Source organism: Streptomyces sp. NPDC086989, from assembly GCF_044745505.1.
In the GTDB taxonomy this organism is placed as follows: domain Bacteria; phylum Actinomycetota; class Actinomycetes; order Streptomycetales; family Streptomycetaceae; genus Streptomyces.
This window is the reverse complement of the sequence record NZ_JBIVAL010000001.1, coordinates 312,589-328,123: the sequence shown is the minus strand read 5'-3', so window position 1 is coordinate 328,123 and position 15,535 is coordinate 312,589. Positions and strand designations below refer to the sequence as shown.

Genomic DNA, 15,535 nt, shown 5'->3' with positions numbered 1-15,535 from the left:
ATGCCCGGTTAGGGTGACGGCATGGCTAACGCAGAGATCGGTGTCATCGGCGGTTCGGGCTTCTACTCCTTCCTGGAGGACGTCTCCGAGCTCCGCGTGAACACCCCGTACGGGCCCCCGAGCGACTCCCTCTTCCTCGGCGAACTGGCCGGGCGCCAGGTCGCCTTCCTCCCCCGCCACGGCCGCAGCCACAAGGTCCCGCCCCACAAGATCAACTACCGGGCCAACCTGTGGGCGCTGCGCTCCGTGGGCGTGCGCCAGGTGCTCGGCCCGTGCGCGGTCGGCGGGCTGCGCGCCGAGTACGGTCCGGGCACGCTGCTCGTTCCCGACCAGCTGGTCGACCGTACGAAGTCCCGGGCGCAGACCTACTTCGACGGGGAGCCCCTGCCCGACGGCAGCGTCCCCAACGTCGTCCACACGACCTTCGCCGACCCGTACTGCCCGGTGGGCCGCTCGGTGGCCCTGGCTGCGGCGCGGGGCCGCGCGTGGGAGCCGGTGGACGGCGGCACGATGGTCGTGGTCGAGGGCCCGCGCTTCTCGACCCGCGCGGAGTCGAGGTGGCACGCCGCGATGGGCTGGTCGGTCGTGGGCATGACGGGCCACCCGGAGGCGGCCCTCGCCCGCGAGCTGGGGCTCTGCTACACGTCGATGGCGCTCGTCACCGACCTGGACGCGGGCGCGGAGACCGGCGAGGGCGTGTCCCACACGGAGGTCCTGAAGGTCTTCGGCGAGAACGTGGGCCGCCTGCGCGAGGTCCTCTTCGACGCCGTGGCGGCCCTCCCGCCGACGGAATCCCGCGGCTGCCTGTGCACCCACGCCCACGACGGCTGGGACCTGGGCATCGAGCTCCCCTGAGGGCTGTCGCATTCGCGCGGGGCTGTTGGGGCTGTCACATTCGGGCGGGCCGTCCGGTCTCGGCTGGTGAAGGACCACCGAGACCGACCGTCCGATCCAGGAGGCGACCGCCATGTCGCGCATCTCGCTCACCCCGCCCCGCACCCTCCTCATGCGCATCGGCGCCTGGTACTCGCGTCGCCGGTACGGCACGGTGCTCGACCCCGGCCAGGCGTACGGGCACAACGGGCGCGTGCTGTTCGCGTACGTCCGCCTCGAACAGCGGGCGGCGAAGTGGAACGCCCTCGACGCGGGGCTCAAGCACCTGGCGGTGATGGCCGCCGCCGCCCGGATCAACTGCTCGTGGTGCATGGACTTCGGCCACTGGGAGGGCGTGGAGCGCGGGCTGTCGGCATCGAAGATCGCGCAGGTGCCGCGGTGGCGGGAGCGGCGCGAGAGCTTCACGGAACTGGAACTGCTGGTCATGGAGTACGCCGAGGCCATGACCGAAACCGAGCCGGCGGTCACGGACGAGCTGGCCGCGGAGCTGATCGCGCGCCTCGGGGAGGCTGCGTTCGTCGAGCTGACCGCGATGGTCGCGCTGGAGAACATGCGTTCCCGGGCCAACCGGGCCTTCGGGCTGACCAGCCAGGGGTTCTCGGAGGCCTGCGAGGTCCCGGCCCGGCCGTGAGCCCGGCCGTGAGCCCGGCCGTGAGCCCGGCCGTGAGCCCGGCCGTGAGCCGCACAATGGCCAGGTGATCAACGATGACCGGACCATCGTCGCCCTCGACTTCGCGGACCGCGGGGACGCCGAGGCGCTCGTCGCGCGGCTCGGGGACGCCTGCGGGCACTACAAGATCGGGCTGGAGCTCCTCACGGCGGCCGGGCCCGGGCTGGTCGAGGAGCTCGTCGGGCGGGGGCACGAGGTCTTCCTCGACCTGAAGCTCTTCGAGATCCCGCATTCCGTGGCCGGCGCCGTGCGCGCCGCGGGTGCGCTGGGTGCGTCCATGGTGTCCGTGCACGCCATGGGCGGTACGGGGATCATGTCCGCGGCGGTGGACGCGGCCCGGGAGTTCCCCGGGCTGCGGGTGCTCGCGCTGACGGTGGTCACGAGCATGACCGGGAGCGACCTCGCCGACATCGGCATCGGCGTCACCCCGGATGAGCAGGTGCTGCGGCTGGCAAGGCTGGCGGCGGGCGCCGGGTGTGACGGGGTCGTCGCCTCGCCGCGCGAGGCGGGCCCGCTGCGGGGCGTACTGGGGCCGCGACCGCTCATCGTGACGCCGGGCGTGACCCTGCCGGGCGCGGACGCGGGCGAGCACGCCGCCCGGTCCGGGACGGCGCAGGCCGCGTTCGCCGCGGGCGCCTCGCACGTGGTGGTGGGGCGTGGGGTGACCCGGGTCGCCGACCCGCTGGCCGCGCTGAGACGCGTACGGTCGGGCGGGTAGCGGGCGGCGGGTGGCGGCCGCTGGGCAGGGGGCGGCCCGGCGCAGGCTGCAAGCGGCAGGCCGCAGCCCGGCGGCAGGCGGCGGCCCGGCGGGCTCACTCGCCCGCGACCCGCAGCAGCAGCTTGCCGGTGGTCGCGCGGCCTGCCATCAGCCGGTGGGCGTCGGCTGCCCGGTCGAGGGGGAACTCGGCGGTGACCGGCACCTCGACCTCGCCGTCGGCGGCGAAGCGGAACGATTCGGCGGCGAGTGCGCGCAGCGCCTCGGGGTCGTCCTGGGCGAGCGTGAGGATGGAGAACCCGCCGACGGAGAGCCCGCGCGGGTTCAGCTCGGGCTGCCCGATCTGCCAGGGGGCGGCTCCGCCGGCGTTGCCGAAGGCGATGAGGCGGCCGAAGCGTGCGAGGGAGTCCAGGCTGCGGCGGAAGGTGTCGCCGCCGACGGGGTCGAGGGCGAGGTCGACGCCGCGGCCGCCGGTGGCGCGGCGCACGCCCTCGGTGAACCCGTCGCCGACGAACACCTCGTCGTAGCCGTACTTGAGGGCTTCCTCGGCCTTCTCGGGACGGGAGACGACTCCGTAAACGGCGCCCGCCCCGGCGAGCCGGGCGAGCTGGCCGGCGATGGTGCCGACGCCGCCCGCCGCACTCTGGACGAGGACGCTCTCTCCGGCGCGGAGCCTGCCGACGCGGTGCACGAGGGCGTGGGCGGTGGGCAGGACGGTCGGCAGGGTGGCGGCGGTGCGCAGGGAGATGCCGCCGGGGAGGGCGAAAACGGTGGCGGCGGGGGCGACGGCGACTTCGGCGTAGCCGCTGTGCGAGGTGAGGGCGGCGACCTCCTGGCCGGCGCGCAGCCCCTCGACCCCGGGGCCGACGGCCCGGATCCGGCCGGATACCTCCAGGCCGGGCCGGAAGGGCAGGGCGGGGACCCGGTAGCCGTCGGCCCGGGCCAGGACGTCGGCGAAGTTGACTCCGGCGTAGGCGACGTCGACGGTCACCTCGCCGCGGCCGGGCTCGGGCACGGGGACTTCGGCGATGTGGAGGACCTCGGGTCCGCCGGTCTGCTGGAACTCGATGGCGCGCATGACGGATACCTCCGGCTAGACTGTTCAACCAAATGCGAACACTGCGGCACCCCGAATGTACGACTCCCGTCGAACATTGCGCAAGGCCGCGGCGCCAGGGGCGGCGTGCCCCGGCGCCGTCGGGCCGTGAGGCTCAGCGCCGCGGGGGCCGTGCCGGGATCCAGGGAGGAACCGCGATGGGACACCGGGCCGAACCCGAGCACACCCACCCCGACGAGGTGCCCCTCCAGGCCGCCCTCGCCGCACTCTCCGACCCGGTGCGGCTGCGGCTCGTACGGGAACTCGCGGGCGCGGCCGACTGGGAGCGCAGCTGCGGCACCTTCGACGTGCCCGTGGGCAAGGCCGCCCTCAGCCATCACTTCGCGGTACTGCGCGCGGCCGGGCTGCTGGAGCAGCGCGACCAGGGGCGGGGGCGGGTCAACCGGCTCCGGCGCGCGGAGTTCGACGCCCGGTTCCCGGGGCTGCTGGACCTGGTCCTGCGCGAGGAGAGCGCCAGGGCCTGACGGCTGCTCACTCGTGTGGGTGGCGGGGATGTCCACAGGCTGGGGATCGTCCACAGGTGCGAGCGGGATCTCGCGGGGCGGCGGATCGTGGGTGGTGTCCGGGCGCTGGGCCCGGGCACCGGAAACTCGACTGCTGGTGGTGTCCGTCATGTCCAAGACCGTGTGCGTCCCTTCCCCTTCTCCTTGCTCTTCCGCTTCCCCTTCGCCTTCCGCTTTCTTCACTTCCCCGTGTCCCCCTGCGCGCAGGGTGCCGCCCTTTCCCCCGCTGCGCGTCGGCCGCGGCGCAGACCGCCTGCGTCGCGCCGTACGGCGCCGGCGGCGGGCCGCGTCGGCCGGCCTGGCCGTCCTGGCGGCCGCACTGGCGGTGGTCGGGGGTACGGAGGCGCAGGCCTCGCGGGGTGTGCCGCCTCCGGAGGTGAAGCCGCCGCCCGCGGCCGTGCGGTCGGTGTCGGCGCCGGTGCGGATCGCGGACGCGGAGACGGTGCGGCTGCTGCGGCCCGGGGACCGGGTGGACGTGGTCGCGGCGGAGCGGACCGGCCCGCCGCGGGTGGTGGCCGCGGCGGCACGGGTGGTCGAGGTGCCCGGTCCGGGGAAGGGTGCGGGGGACGGCGGGGCACTGGTGGTCCTGTCGGTACCCCGGGACGTCGCGCGGGCCCTCGTCGGGGCGGGCGCGGTGGCACGGCTGGCGGTGACGTTGTGCTGAATCGGACGGGCGTGCAGCCAAGCCACCACAAATCGGGCACCGACTGGACACGCCGGGCCCGGACTGCCGTAGCTTTCGGAACCGTTGGCTCCAAGTTCGGCGGATTCGAAGAGAGGCTCAGTGGTGAGCGAGCAGAAGAAGGAGAGCGTCCTGGCGGGCTTCAAGGCCTTCCTGATGCGCGGCAACGTGGTCGACCTGGCGGTGGCGGTCGTCATCGGTGCCGCGTTCACGAACATCGTGAACTCGGTGGTGAAGGGGATCATCAGCCCGGTGGTGGGCGCCGTCGGCACGAAGAGCCTGGACGGCTACACGTCCTGCCTGAAGGGCCCCTGCGGCATCGACGCGAAGGGGGATGCCATCGGCGTGAACATCCTCTGGGGATCGGTGCTGAACGCGGCACTGACCTTCCTGATCACCGCCGCGGTCGTCTACTTCCTGATGGTGCTGCCGATGGCGAAGTACCTCGCGAGGCTGGAGCAGCGCCGCCGGGCCAGGGAGGGCGTCCAGGAGACGGTGGAGATCACCGAGCTGGCGGTCCTCAAGGAGATCCGGGACGAGCTGGTCGCCCAGCGTGCCCACCAGAACGGTCAGTACGGGCAGCCCGGGCAGTCCGGGCACGCCGGGTACGGGAACCAGGGCGGCCAGGGCGGCTACTCCGGTCACCCCGGTTCGGGGTACTAGCGGATCAGATGTGGTGCGGCGGCTTCTCGTCGAGGAAGCGGGCCAGGTCGCCGGCGCTTCCGCCGGCGGGCGGCCGCTCGCCCCACCCGCGGTCGGTGTCGTCCGAGGACTGCTGGTCGAGCGGGTCGTCGAAGACGAGCCGGGGCCTGGGCTTCGCCGCAGGCGCGGCCTCGGGCCGGGAGCCGGGCTGCGGGGAGTGCGGGTCGGAGGCGGGGGCGCTGCTCATGCCTCCAGGGTACGGCCGGCCCCGGCCCCGCCCGGGGCCGGCTCGGGGCCTCGGCGCCCTTGCCGGCGTAGAACCACCGGCACCCGGTCAGAGGAACCCCCGGAAGCCGCCCCGGTCGCGGTCCCGGGTCAGGGAGGTCCGCGGCCCCGTCGGCCGCGCGCCTCGGCCGCCGGCCGGCGTGCGACTGCTGTGCTGGCGGTATGACCTATGTACCGATGACCTCCCGCAGCCGGGACGAGGAGCACCGGGCCTCGACCCCCCTGGAGCTGTTCTTCGACCTCTGCTTCGTCGTGGCGGTGGCGCAGGCCGGCCGGCAGCTGGTGCACGCCCTCGCCGAGGGCCATGCCGGTGCCGGCATCACCGGCTACCTGTTCGTGTTCTTCGGCGTGTGGTGGGCGTGGATGAACTTCACCTGGTTCGCCTCCGCCTACGACGTCGACGACGTGCCGTACCGGATCGCGACCCTGGTGCAGATCGCCGGTGTGCTCATCTACTCGGCCGGGATCCCCCGCGCCTTCAACGACAACGACTGGACCATCGCCGTCCTCGGCTACGTGGTGATGCGGCTCGCGCTCACGGTGCAGTGGCTGCGCGCCGCCGCCGGGGAGCGGGGCCCGGCCCGGCGCTGTGCGCTCACGTACGCTGCGGGACTGCTGGTGTGCCAGGCCGGCTGGGTGGGGCTCCTCGCCGCCCCCGAGCAGGCCCGCAGATGGCTGTTCCTGGTGCTGGTCGTCGCGGAGCTGCTGGTCCCGATACTCGCCGAGCGCAGCTACCAGACCCAGTGGCATCCGCACCACATCGCCGAGCGGTACGGGCTGTTCACCATCATCGTGCTCGGCGAGACCATCGCCGCCAGCACGGTCGCGGTCCAGTCGGCGATCGACGAGCACGAGGCGCTGGGTGAGCTGCTGCCGATCGCAGCGGGCGGCCTGCTGCTGGTCTTCGCGGCGTGGTGGATCTACTTCGCGGTCCCCGCGCACGACCGGCTGCAGAGCAACCGCCAGGCCATCCCGTGGGGGTACGGGCACTTCGTGATCTTCGCGTCGGCCGCGGCCATCGGGGCCGGCATCGAGGTGGCGATCGAGCAGGCGGTCGGCAAGGCCCACGTCTCGACGCTCTCCGCCAACCTCTCGGTGACCGTGCCGGCGGCGCTGTTCCTGGCCTTCGTGTGGCTGCTGCACTCCCGCCACTTCAAGCACGGCACGGCCCAGCAACTGGTGCTGCCGCTGTCCGCGCTGGCGATCCTCGCCTGTGCCTGGACCGGCGCGCAGGCGGTGCTGTGGGCCGGGCTGGTCGCCGCGGCCAGCGTCGCGGTGGGCGTGACCTTGGTGCACCGGGAGCGTTCTGGTGCGTGAGGACGGCGGGCGGCGACGGCCGAGGCGGCCACGGAGAGCGCGCCGGCGACAGGGAGAAGAAACGATGAAGGTCCCGGTACAGCGGTACGCGGACACGGGCTCGGCGGTGGCGGAGTACGGGGAGCTCGCCGACCCGGCGTTCTGGCAGCAGCCCCCGGCCGCGCGGCTGGCGGCATTCGCCCGGCTGCGGGCACTGGACTCCCCGGTCTACGTGCCCGAGGGGAAGGGCCGCGGGCACTGGGCCCTCGTACGCCACGCGGACGTGCAGGAGGCGAGCCGGCTCCCCAAGGTGTTCGCCAGCGCTCCCGGGGTGACCACGCCCGAGCCGGCCCGGTGGGTGCGGGCGCTGTTCGGGGACTCGATGGTGAACCTGGACGGCGCGGACCACGCGCAGCTGCGCAAGATCGTGCAGCGGGCGTTCACGCCGCGGCTGCTGGCGGCGGCCGAGGAGGACATCCACGCGGTGGCCGCCCGGATCGTGGACGACGTACTGGCGGACGGACCAGACGAGTTCGTCTCGGCCGTAGCGTCCCGACTGCCCCTCGAAGTCATCTGCAACATGATGGGCATTCCGGAGCGCCACCGCGCCGAGATCGCCGACCGGGTCAACCACGCTTCGGAGAACATCGGCGTCGAGCGGGGCCTGGCCTCACGGCTGCGGGTGCCCGGCCGCGGGCTGCGGGCCCTGGCCAGGATGCAGCGGATGGTCGCCGGGATCGGGCGGGAACGGCGCAAGAACCCGACCGGCGACCTGATCTCGGCCCTGGTCTGCGCGGACGTGGACGGCCAGGCACTGAACGCCCGCCAGCTCGGGGCGTTCTTCTCGCTGCTGATGGTGGCCGGGGTGGAGACCACCCGCAACGCGATCACCCACGGGCTGACCCTGCTGACCGACCACCCCGCACAACGGGACCTGCTGCTCGCCGACTTCGAGACCCACGCGGACGGCGCGGTCGACGAGATGATCCGGCACTCGACGCCGATCATCCAGTTCCGCCGGACGGTGGCCGCCGAACACACCCTGGGCGGGCACCTGTTCCGGCCGGGCGACAAGGTGGTGCTGTACTACGCCTCCGCCAACCGTGACGAGGCGGTCTTCCCCGACCCGGACGCGTTCGACATCACCCGCTCGCCCAATCCGCACCTGGGCTTCGGCGGCGGCGGCCCGCACTTCTGCCTGGGCGCGCACCTGGCCCGGGTGGAGATGAAGGCCCTGTTCCGGGAGCTGCTGACCCGGCCGGTCGGGCTGCGGGCGGTGGGGCTGCCGGACCTGGCGGGTTCGAACTTCGACAACCGGGTCCGCTCGCTGCGCTTCGCCTTCGAGCGCCCGTAGCGCGCGGGCCGGCCCGGGGAACCGGCCGCCGGGCAGGCTGGGAGCCCGGCGGCCGGAGCACGGGCGCGCTCCCGCGGGGGCGGCCCTACTGCTGGAGGCGCCGGACCGCGAGGACGCAGTGCGCGCTGCCCGTGAGCACGGCCTCGTCCCCGGCGAACTCCTGGAGGGTCTTCGGCTCGACCGGCTTGCCCGGGACGGCCTCGGGCCAGGCGCGCGTGGCGAACAGGAAATAGGCCTGGCCGCTCTCGTTCGCCGCGGCGACCCACTCGTCGGGGGCGGTGCAGGTCGCGTTCAGCCCCGGCAGGGTCAGACCGACCTGGTTGTCCGCCAGCACGATCTGCACCGGGAAGGCGGCCGGGTTGCGGGTGCCGTCCATGACCACGTCACCGATGGGCAGGCCGATCTCCTCCAGCAGCCCGCGGGCGGCCTGCTCGCCCGCCTCCCGCCCTTGCGGTCCGTCACCGAGGGTGTAGGCGAGCAGGTACGGGATGTCGTGGCCGTCGGAGGGGTCACCGATCCAGGCGAGCACCGAAAGGGTGCCGAGCAGGGACCGGTCGATTTCGGCTTGAGTTGAAGTCATGCGCCGCACCCTAGTGCTCTCCCACCCGAGCGTTTCACGGCCTTTCACCCGGGCGGGCTAGACCGCCCAGAATCCCTCTCCGGAATTCGCCTGCATGTTCGCGTCCTGATACTGGAGGCGCACGATGCGCGCCTTTTCGGGGATTTCGAACACCACCCAGCCCTCGGCCCGCTCACCGACTTCGAGGGAATCGAAGACGAGCGGTTTGCCGGTGGTCAGTTCACCGGTCGCCGCCACCGGGAAACGAGTTCCCGCACTGTCGTACGCCCACATGTGCCCGAGGGCCCCGTACGAGGCCCCGCCGACGTTGACGAACGACATCGAGGCGGCCACCCAGCGCTTGCCCGCGGGCGGGGCGTAGTTCTTCTCGACGCTGACCCCGGGGTCGACGTAGGCGTTGAGCACGGCCTGGAGGTGGCGGCCCACCTGGCGGCCGCGCACCCGTACGGCGTCGCCCACGTGGGCATCCTTCGAGGTGGCCTGGTCCGCCCCCGGGGCCGGGTCCTCCCCGGCCCCGGGCGCACCGTCGTCCACGGGGACGGCCGGCGCCGCGGCGGGGGCGAGCGCGGCCCCCTCGGGGGCGCCGGAGCAGGCCGTGGCACCGAGCAGCAGGAGGGGCAGGAGGGCAGCGGCGAGGACGGAAGCGGACTGGCGCATGCGCGATCCCTTCGGGGACCTTCGGAGACGTATTCGGGCCAGTCTCACGCGCCCGAGCGGGCAATTGCACACACCGACACGAGTGTGCGGAAGGAGTTGCCCGCCATCTGCCAGCACAATGCGTTTCGGCGCTTTTGCGCCGACCCACCCCCCATGGAGGATTCATGCGAGTTTCCACCCGCCGCGCTGCCGTGACGGTACTTTCCGCGCTGGCCGCGGCCAGCGTGTTCACCGCGCCCGCCGACGCCCGTTCCCACGGCGATGAGATTTCCGTACAGGAATTCGGACACATCTCCGCGGACGGCCACGTCACCCTTTTCGGGACCTACTCGTGCGCGCCCTCGTCACCCCGGGGAGTGCAGATCCAGGTCACGCTCACCCAGGACGGGACCCGGCTGGGCTTCGGCGGCGGGGAGGCCGTCTGCGACGGCGGGCAGCACGACTGGTCGGCGAGCGCCTCGCTGCGCCTGACGCCCGGCGTGCACCAGGGTGCGGCCGCTGCGCAGGCCCGTCTCCAGTCGGCGAGCCTGGGCTCCGCGATGACCCTGCGGGTGTCGTACCTGGCCGAGGCGGAGCGGGACGTCGTGCTGGAGGAGAAGCACCGCTGAGCCGCCCGCCCGGGCCGGCGGCCGCCGCTAGCGGCAGGCGGGGGCAGCGCCGGTCATCGACATGAAGGCGACCGTCCGGCAGGCGGGATCGGGGTGCGGGTGTCCGGTCGCCCGGTTCACGGCCGTCGGCACGCCGGCGGCCAGCAGGAGCAGCGCGAGCAGAGCGGTCGTGGCGCCCTTGCCCGGCCGCTTGTTCAGCCGGTGCACGGCGGGATCCGTTCGGATGAGGTGGTCCTGGTGGTCCTTTCCATGGACCGCATCATCATCCCGGCCCCCGCAGGTCACAACTCGGAGCGACCATCCGGTCACCCGACCGGTCACACCGGCCGGTCGCACCGGCCGCTCACACCGGCCGGTCGCCGGTGCTCCGCACGCTTCCCGCGACGTCGAACTCGCACCACACGGCCTTGCCGTCGCCCCGGGACTCCACTCCCCAGTGCGTCGCCAGCGCATCCACGAGCAGCAGCCCGCGCCCGGTGGTGGCGGCCTCCCCCGGGGTGCGCCGGCGCGGCCAGACGCTGGAACGGTCCTTCACCCACAGCCGGATCCGCCGGACCGGCTCCGGCAGCACCTCCATGGTCAGCACCGCCCCGCCGTCCGTGTGCAGCAGGGCGTTGACCAGCAGTTCCCCGGCGGCCAGTTCCACGTCGTCGGCGAGGTCCGGCACGCCCCAGTCGCGCAAGGCCTGACGCAGGGCGTACCGGGCCTCCGAGAGGCCCTCCGGGTCCGCCTGGTGGATGTACTGGTGGATCCGCGGCGCCCGGTGGGTGCCCGGGTCCGGGGCGCGGCGCAGCACCAGCAGCGCCACGTCGTCGCCTGAGCCCCAGCGCTCCCAGAGCCGGTCCGAGAGGTGGTCGGCGAGCGCACCGGCCTCCTGGGGACCGCTGCGCACGGCGTGGGCGAGGGCCTCCATGCCCTGGGTGATGGCGGTGCCGGGCTCCTCCACCAGGCCGTCGGTGCACAGCACCAGCGTCTCCCCGGGGACCAGGTCGAGCCGGGTCTCCGGGAAGTCCTCCTGCTCGAACACCGAGGCCAGTCCGAGCGGCAGTCCACCGCGCACGTTGGGCCAGCCGGTACGCCCGTCCGTGTGCCGGATCAGCGGCCCGAGATGGCCCGCGCGGACCGCGCGTACGCCGCCGGTCTCCAGGTCCACCTGTGCGTACATGCAGGTCGCGAAGCGTTCGGTGTCCAGTTCGGCGAGGAAGCGCGAGGCCCGGGCCAGCACGGTGGACGGTGCATGCCCCTCCCCCGCGTACGCCCTCAGCGCGATGCGCAGCTGGCCCATGACCGCCGCCGCGTGCGTGTCGTGGCCCTGTACGTCGCCGACGACGATGCCGACCCGGTCGCGGGGCAGCGCGATCACGTCGTACCAGTCCCCGCCGACCTCCCGGCCGCTCCACGCCGAGTGGTAGCGCACCGCGATCTCCCCGCCGCTGATCTCCGGGATCCGGCGCGGCAGCATCGAGGCCTGGAGGCTGGTGGCGAACTCCCGCTCCTGGTCGAACAGGAGCGCCCGCTGGAGGGACTGCGCCACGATGCCGGCCAGGCCCAGGCACAGGTTGCGCTCCTCCGGGCTGAACTCGGTGCGCCGCCGGTAGAACAGGACGAGGCCGCCGATGGCCTTGGCCTGCGCGATCAGCGGCAGATAGGCGGCGGCGTCGAAGCGGATCCGGTTGAGGTAGTCCGCGAGCAGCGGGAACTCGCCGGCCAGATCGGTCAGGGAGGTGACGAAGCGCGCCTTGCGGGTGAGCACCGTCTGCGAGAGCGGCAGCGAGCCGTCCAGCCGGGTGAACCGCCGCTCGCTGAGGATCTCCAGCGACTCCCCGCTCAACGCGATGATCTTGATGGTGCCGTTCTCCACCAGTCCCAGGGCGAGCCCGTCCGCACCGAGCCGCTCCAGTGCGCCCGCGCCGGTCAGCGTGGCCGTGACGTCGTCGACCGTCACCGCCCGCGACAGGGCCTCCGTCGTGCGCTGCACGATCGTGGCCTGCTGGGCCCGCGCCGACTCCAGCTTCCGCAGGATGGTGGCGTGCGCGAGCTCGGCCGTCGCGTCCCGGACGATCCCGACGATGCGCACGGCCTGACCGTCGGCGTCCCGCAGGATCCTGCCCTGCGTGTGCGTCCACTGGTCGACGCCGTCGCGCCGCTGCACCGTGAAGTACGAGCCGTACGTCTCCGCGCCCCCTTCCAGCGCGGCCGAAGTGGACTCCGCCAGCCGGACGCCGTCGTCGGCCGGGATGCGCAGCCCCAGCCCTTCCGGGGTGCCGTCGAACTCCTCCCGTTCGAGGTCGAAGACCACGAGCCCGGACTCGTCCAGCGTCAGCGTCCCGGCGGACAGGTCCCACTCGAAGCTGCCCATGCCGTTCAGCGCGAGCCGGTCCGCGGGCCCGGTGACCGGGTCCCGGCGGCCCTGCTCGGATCTGTCGCGCTCCGCCGCTGCCAACAGACACACCACCTAACGGCCGGGCCAGCACGGCTGGGAGATCAGCCGCTCCCACTCCTCGTCAGGATGCCCCGGAAGGGTGCGCCCGGCCTCCTGCCAGCGCCTGACGAGGGAGAGGTAGATCGTCGGCTGGTCCGGAGCCCCGTACCCGGGAGGGGCGTACGGGGAGGAGGTCCGGGCCGTGGCGAACCCGGCCCCGGCGGGCCGGGCCGCCGGGGCGGGCTGCTCGGCCCGGCTCGCGGGAATGCGCACCCAGCCACGGCCGCCCTGTGCTCGCTGCTCCGCACTCATCGCGGACCCCTCTCGACCTCACCGCAGAGACGTCTTCGGATGCCCGGCACCGGCCCGGTCGAGCCGCACGGTCCCGGTGGAGCCCGCCGGCCTGTCCCGGGCGCCGAGGCGCTTTCGTACTCCTCTGACCAGTCTCCCCGCCGTGAACCCCGCACCGTGCACGAATCGCATGGAAGGGCCGAATGAGGGAGCCGTCAGCAGCCCCGCGAAGAACAGTCCGGGCCAGGACGACTCGAAAACGGCGCTCAGCTCGGGCGTGCCGCCGTCCCCGACCGTGTCGAGGGCGGCCCTCAGCCGGGCGTCGAGCAGCTCCAGCCGGTCCAGGTGCGGGGTGAACCCGGTGGCCGCGACGACGTGCGCGACGTCCAGTACGACGGACTCCCCGGCCGCGGTGGTCAGCCCGAGCCGGGTCCGCTCGCCCACCGGCACCGCCCGGTGCAGCCGGTGCCCCAGCAGGACCGGGACGCTCCGCTCGAAGCGTTCCCGCAGCCACCAGGCCCCGGCCGGGCCGAGCGCGGTCGCCGCGATCCGCTCCCGGGTCGGTGCGGGCAGCCGGCGCACCGCCCAGGGCAGCTCCGACCACACCCAGCTGCGCCAGCCGGTGCCGAGGCCGCTGTGCGGATCGCGCAGGGCGCGCAGTGCCGGGCGCTCCAGCGGCTGCGGCACGGTGTTCCAGTTCAGCCGGGACCGGCGGGCGACGAGACAGGGCCGGGCCCCGTTCTCGGCCAGCAGGGCGGCGGTCTCCAGCGCCGCCTGCCCGGCCCCGATCACGGCGACCTCCCGGCCGGCGAACCGGGTCAGGTCGCGGTGGCCGCTGCTGTGCGAGCAGTGCCCGGGCGGCAGGTCCCGCAGCACCCCGGGCAGGTGGACGAACGGCATCACCCCGACGGCGAACGCGACCGTCCGGGCGAGCAGCGGCGGCCCCTCGGCGGTGCGGACCAGGAAGCCGTCGCCCTGCGGGGTGACCTCGGTGACCGTCACCTCCTCCACCTCGGGCGCGGCCCGTCGCGCGAACCACATGCCGTACGAGCTGAACGTGCCGATCGGGAGCGGGCTGCCGTGCTCGGCGGCCAGCCCCCGGGTGGCGCAGTACGCGGCGAGGGTGTGCCGGCCGCCGGGCGCGGACAGGTTGGAGGACCACGGCTCCGACTTCAGGTACATGCCGTCGGGCATGTGGTCCCGCCACGAGGCCATGGGCCGCCCGAGCACCCTCACCCCGAGTCCGGCCGCCGCCGCATGCGCGGCGATCGACAGCCCGTACGGCCCGGCGCCGACCACGACGAGATCGTCCATCCGCGTCACTGCTGTCCCTCCAGTCTCGTGGACCCCCTGTCTGTGCTGCTTCCGCCCGCCCGGTGGTTTCCGGGCGGGCGCTACACGGCGGGCGTCATCTGGTCACCAGTTCGTCCGGTTCGGCAGGGGCCGCCGGCGGGGTCAGGTCGCGGGCTCGCTGGCGCGGGGCGCGGACCACGGCGCGGGCCGTGCGCCGGCCGTGCGCCGGGACACCGCGCAGGACGCGCACGCCCTTGCCCGCCCCGCGGCCGAGGAACGCGGCGAGCATCGCGAGGAACGGCAGCGGGTCGTCGGCGGCGAACCAGGCCGCCTCGGTCCGTCCGCGCTCCCCCCGCGGCACCACCCGCACCGGACCGCGCCGGTCGGCCCCGGCCCCTGCGCCGTCGGGCCGCGCCGGAGCGGGTACGGAATCGGCACGCCGTACGGCCGGCCCCGCGGCCCCCGGCGCGGGGACCGCGGAGGCCGAGGACGCGGCGGAGGCCGCAGGGGTCGCGGAAGTCGTGGGAGTCGCGGGCGGGGTACCGGTCCCGGACCGCCAGGGCAGTTGCCGGCCCCGGACCGCCGCCAGCAGCGCGTAGTTCTCCGCGACGAACACCCGCCCCGGGCCGCCCGAGGGCTCCGGGACCCGCTGCCCCGTCAGATCCAGGTACATCGCCTGGACCACGTCCAGCCCGCCCGCGTCCGTGAACAGCCGGAACTGCGCGCCCGGCCGCGGGTTGAAGTCGACCAGCCGGAAGCAGCCGCTCTCGTCCCGGCGGAAGTCCAGGTCCAGGATCCCCTGGTAGCCCAGCCGTTCGGCGATCCGCAGCCCCGCCTCCTCCACCGCCGGATCCGGCAGCCAGCGCCCCACCGCCGTCAGGCCCGTGCGCACCGGCCACGACAGCTCCTTGCGGCCCGACCCGGCGAGCAGCGGGTGCCCGTCCCGGGCGAAGGCCCCGTGGAAGAACCAGTCGGTGTCGGTCCCGGCCGGCAGGAACCGCTGGAGCAGCAGCCGGCTGCCCGCCTCGGCCGTGCGCTCGTACATCCGGCGCGCCTCGGCGGCGGTGTGCAGGAGCGTGGTGCTGCGCAGTCCGGCGCCCGACGGCAGCAGCCAGGGCCGGCTCCACTTGGCCACCACGGGCAGGCCGAGCCGCCAGGCGGCCTCGGCCGCCTCGGCCCCGCTCGCCGGGATCACGGTCTCCGGGTGCGGGATGTCCCAGCGCGCGCACAGCCGCGACAGCTCCGCCTTGTCCGCCACCCGGGCGGGCAGCCCGTCGGGCTGGTGGGGGATCCGGAACCGCCCCCGGAGCATCGGCGCGATCCGCGCGACGGCGATGGCGCTCAGGTCGTCCATCGCCACGAGCACCGCCGGCCTGCCGATCCGCTCCGACACCGCGACGAGGCATTCCAGCAGCGTTTCCGGGGCTTCGGGGTCCAGCCCTCCGGCCGGACCGGGATGCGCGGCGTGCAGGTAGCGCGAGCGCCCCATGGGACCTCCCCCGGCCTCGACGACGGCATGGACCTCC

The 15,535-nt window shown here is 74.1% G+C and carries 18 protein-coding genes; 9 read left to right on the top strand and 9 right to left on the bottom strand.

Going from position 1 to position 15,535, the window contains the following annotated elements; all coding sequences use genetic code 11:
• The first annotated feature begins 21 nt into the window (after window positions 1–21).
• The 3 genes from ACIPK4_RS01610 (at window position 22) to pyrF (ending at window position 2,282) form a co-directional block, all read left to right on the top strand.
• Window positions 22–855, top strand: a complete 834-nt coding sequence (locus tag ACIPK4_RS01610; protein WP_402308451.1) for an S-methyl-5'-thioadenosine phosphorylase — start codon at window positions 22–24, stop codon at window positions 853–855.
• Between the two features lie 112 nt (window positions 856–967).
• Window positions 968–1,525 (top strand): carboxymuconolactone decarboxylase family protein, encoded by a 558-nt coding sequence (locus ACIPK4_RS01605; protein WP_402308449.1) that lies wholly within the window; start codon window positions 968–970, stop codon window positions 1,523–1,525.
• A gap of 64 nt (window positions 1,526–1,589) precedes the next feature.
• Window positions 1,590–2,282, top strand: coding sequence for an orotidine-5'-phosphate decarboxylase (gene pyrF, locus ACIPK4_RS01600; protein WP_402308446.1), 693 nt, complete (start codon window positions 1,590–1,592; stop codon window positions 2,280–2,282).
• A 94-nt stretch (window positions 2,283–2,376) separates the two neighbouring features.
• Here pyrF and ACIPK4_RS01595 read toward each other — a convergent pair whose 3' ends face one another.
• The gene (locus ACIPK4_RS01595; protein ID WP_402308444.1) at window positions 2,377–3,357 is read right to left on the bottom strand and encodes a zinc-binding alcohol dehydrogenase family protein; all 981 of its coding nucleotides are present in this window, start codon (window positions 3,355–3,357) and stop codon (window positions 2,377–2,379) included.
• Window positions 3,358–3,533: 176 nt separating this feature from the next.
• Here ACIPK4_RS01595 and ACIPK4_RS01590 point away from each other — a divergent pair, with 176 nt between their 5' ends.
• The 3 genes from ACIPK4_RS01590 (at window position 3,534) to mscL (ending at window position 5,244) form a co-directional block, all read left to right on the top strand.
• On the top strand, window positions 3,534–3,860 hold the full coding sequence (locus tag ACIPK4_RS01590) for an ArsR/SmtB family transcription factor (RefSeq protein ID WP_402308441.1): 327 nt from the start codon (window positions 3,534–3,536) through the stop codon (window positions 3,858–3,860).
• Window positions 3,861–4,107: 247 nt separating this feature from the next.
• Window positions 4,108–4,563 carry a hypothetical protein gene (locus ACIPK4_RS01585; protein ID WP_402308439.1) on the top strand — a complete coding sequence of 152 codons (456 nt, stop codon included), beginning with the start codon at window positions 4,108–4,110 and terminating at the stop codon, window positions 4,561–4,563.
• Between the two features lie 123 nt (window positions 4,564–4,686).
• Window positions 4,687–5,244, top strand: a complete 558-nt coding sequence (gene mscL / locus ACIPK4_RS01580; protein ID WP_402308436.1) for an MscL family protein — start codon at window positions 4,687–4,689, stop codon at window positions 5,242–5,244.
• A gap of 4 nt (window positions 5,245–5,248) precedes the next feature.
• Here mscL and ACIPK4_RS01575 read toward each other — a convergent pair whose 3' ends face one another.
• Window positions 5,249–5,470, bottom strand: a complete 222-nt coding sequence (locus ACIPK4_RS01575; RefSeq protein WP_402308433.1) for a hypothetical protein — start codon at window positions 5,468–5,470, stop codon at window positions 5,249–5,251.
• Between the two features lie 200 nt (window positions 5,471–5,670).
• Between ACIPK4_RS01575 and ACIPK4_RS01570 the strand changes: the two genes are divergently transcribed.
• Window positions 5,671–6,825, top strand: a complete 1,155-nt coding sequence (locus ACIPK4_RS01570; protein WP_402308430.1) for a low temperature requirement protein A — start codon at window positions 5,671–5,673, stop codon at window positions 6,823–6,825.
• A 64-nt stretch (window positions 6,826–6,889) separates the two neighbouring features.
• Entirely contained in the window at window positions 6,890–8,158 is a 1,269-nt protein-coding gene (locus tag ACIPK4_RS01565; protein WP_402308427.1) for a cytochrome P450, read from the top strand.
• Window positions 8,159–8,243: 85 nt separating this feature from the next.
• Here ACIPK4_RS01565 and ACIPK4_RS01560 read toward each other — a convergent pair whose 3' ends face one another.
• Complete coding sequence (locus ACIPK4_RS01560; RefSeq protein WP_054226634.1) at window positions 8,244–8,738, bottom strand: DUF5949 family protein; 495 nt, start codon at window positions 8,736–8,738, stop codon at window positions 8,244–8,246.
• Between the two features lie 57 nt (window positions 8,739–8,795).
• Complete coding sequence (locus ACIPK4_RS01555) at window positions 8,796–9,395, bottom strand: hypothetical protein (RefSeq protein ID WP_402308424.1); 600 nt, start codon at window positions 9,393–9,395, stop codon at window positions 8,796–8,798.
• 164 nt (window positions 9,396–9,559) lie between these two features.
• Here ACIPK4_RS01555 and ACIPK4_RS01550 point away from each other — a divergent pair, with 164 nt between their 5' ends.
• A complete protein-coding gene (locus tag ACIPK4_RS01550; RefSeq protein ID WP_402308421.1) occupies window positions 9,560–10,003 on the top strand; it encodes a DUF6299 family protein in 444 nt (147 codons plus the stop codon).
• Window positions 10,004–10,030: 27 nt separating this feature from the next.
• On the opposite strand, the gene ACIPK4_RS01545 is transcribed toward ACIPK4_RS01550, so the two are convergent.
• From ACIPK4_RS01545 to ACIPK4_RS01525, 5 genes are all read right to left on the bottom strand, one after another.
• Window positions 10,031–10,210, bottom strand: coding sequence for a hypothetical protein (locus ACIPK4_RS01545; protein ID WP_402308419.1), 180 nt, complete (start codon window positions 10,208–10,210; stop codon window positions 10,031–10,033).
• A gap of 136 nt (window positions 10,211–10,346) precedes the next feature.
• Entirely contained in the window at window positions 10,347–12,446 is a 2,100-nt protein-coding gene (locus ACIPK4_RS01540) for a SpoIIE family protein phosphatase (protein WP_402308417.1), read from the bottom strand.
• A 12-nt stretch (window positions 12,447–12,458) separates the two neighbouring features.
• Window positions 12,459–12,737, bottom strand: coding sequence for a hypothetical protein (locus tag ACIPK4_RS01535; protein ID WP_402308414.1), 279 nt, complete (start codon window positions 12,735–12,737; stop codon window positions 12,459–12,461).
• A gap of 18 nt (window positions 12,738–12,755) precedes the next feature.
• Window positions 12,756–14,030, bottom strand: a complete 1,275-nt coding sequence (locus ACIPK4_RS01530; protein WP_402308411.1) for an NAD(P)-binding domain-containing protein — start codon at window positions 14,028–14,030, stop codon at window positions 12,756–12,758.
• Window positions 14,031–14,124: 94 nt separating this feature from the next.
• A complete protein-coding gene (locus ACIPK4_RS01525; RefSeq protein WP_402308409.1) occupies window positions 14,125–15,498 on the bottom strand; it encodes an ATP-grasp domain-containing protein in 1,374 nt (457 codons plus the stop codon).
• Window positions 15,499–15,535: the final 37 nt, after the last annotated feature.

What these genes read in the sequence shown, in the direction of transcription:
- ACIPK4_RS01610 (WP_402308451.1), top strand. Translation starts at nt 22, where the DNA reads ATGGCTAACGCAGAGATCGGTGTCATCGGCGGTTCGGGCTTCTACTCC.
- ACIPK4_RS01605 (WP_402308449.1), top strand. Translation starts at nt 968, where the DNA reads ATGTCGCGCATCTCGCTCACCCCGCCCCGCACCCTCCTCATGCGCATC.
- ACIPK4_RS01595 (WP_402308444.1), bottom strand. Translation starts at nt 3,357, where the DNA reads ATGCGCGCCATCGAGTTCCAGCAGACCGGCGGACCCGAGGTCCTCCAC.
- ACIPK4_RS01590 (WP_402308441.1), top strand. Translation starts at nt 3,534, where the DNA reads ATGGGACACCGGGCCGAACCCGAGCACACCCACCCCGACGAGGTGCCC.
- ACIPK4_RS01575 (WP_402308433.1), bottom strand. Translation starts at nt 5,470, where the DNA reads ATGAGCAGCGCCCCCGCCTCCGACCCGCACTCCCCGCAGCCCGGCTCC.
- ACIPK4_RS01570 (WP_402308430.1), top strand. Translation starts at nt 5,671, where the DNA reads ATGACCTATGTACCGATGACCTCCCGCAGCCGGGACGAGGAGCACCGG.
- ACIPK4_RS01565 (WP_402308427.1), top strand. Translation starts at nt 6,890, where the DNA reads ATGAAGGTCCCGGTACAGCGGTACGCGGACACGGGCTCGGCGGTGGCG.
- ACIPK4_RS01560 (WP_054226634.1), bottom strand. Translation starts at nt 8,738, where the DNA reads ATGACTTCAACTCAAGCCGAAATCGACCGGTCCCTGCTCGGCACCCTT.
- ACIPK4_RS01555 (WP_402308424.1), bottom strand. Translation starts at nt 9,395, where the DNA reads ATGCGCCAGTCCGCTTCCGTCCTCGCCGCTGCCCTCCTGCCCCTCCTG.
- ACIPK4_RS01550 (WP_402308421.1), top strand. Translation starts at nt 9,560, where the DNA reads ATGCGAGTTTCCACCCGCCGCGCTGCCGTGACGGTACTTTCCGCGCTG.
- ACIPK4_RS01535 (WP_402308414.1), bottom strand. Translation starts at nt 12,737, where the DNA reads ATGAGTGCGGAGCAGCGAGCACAGGGCGGCCGTGGCTGGGTGCGCATT.
- ACIPK4_RS01530 (WP_402308411.1), bottom strand. Translation starts at nt 14,030, where the DNA reads ATGGACGATCTCGTCGTGGTCGGCGCCGGGCCGTACGGGCTGTCGATC.
- ACIPK4_RS01525 (WP_402308409.1), bottom strand. Translation starts at nt 15,498, where the DNA reads ATGGGGCGCTCGCGCTACCTGCACGCCGCGCATCCCGGTCCGGCCGGA.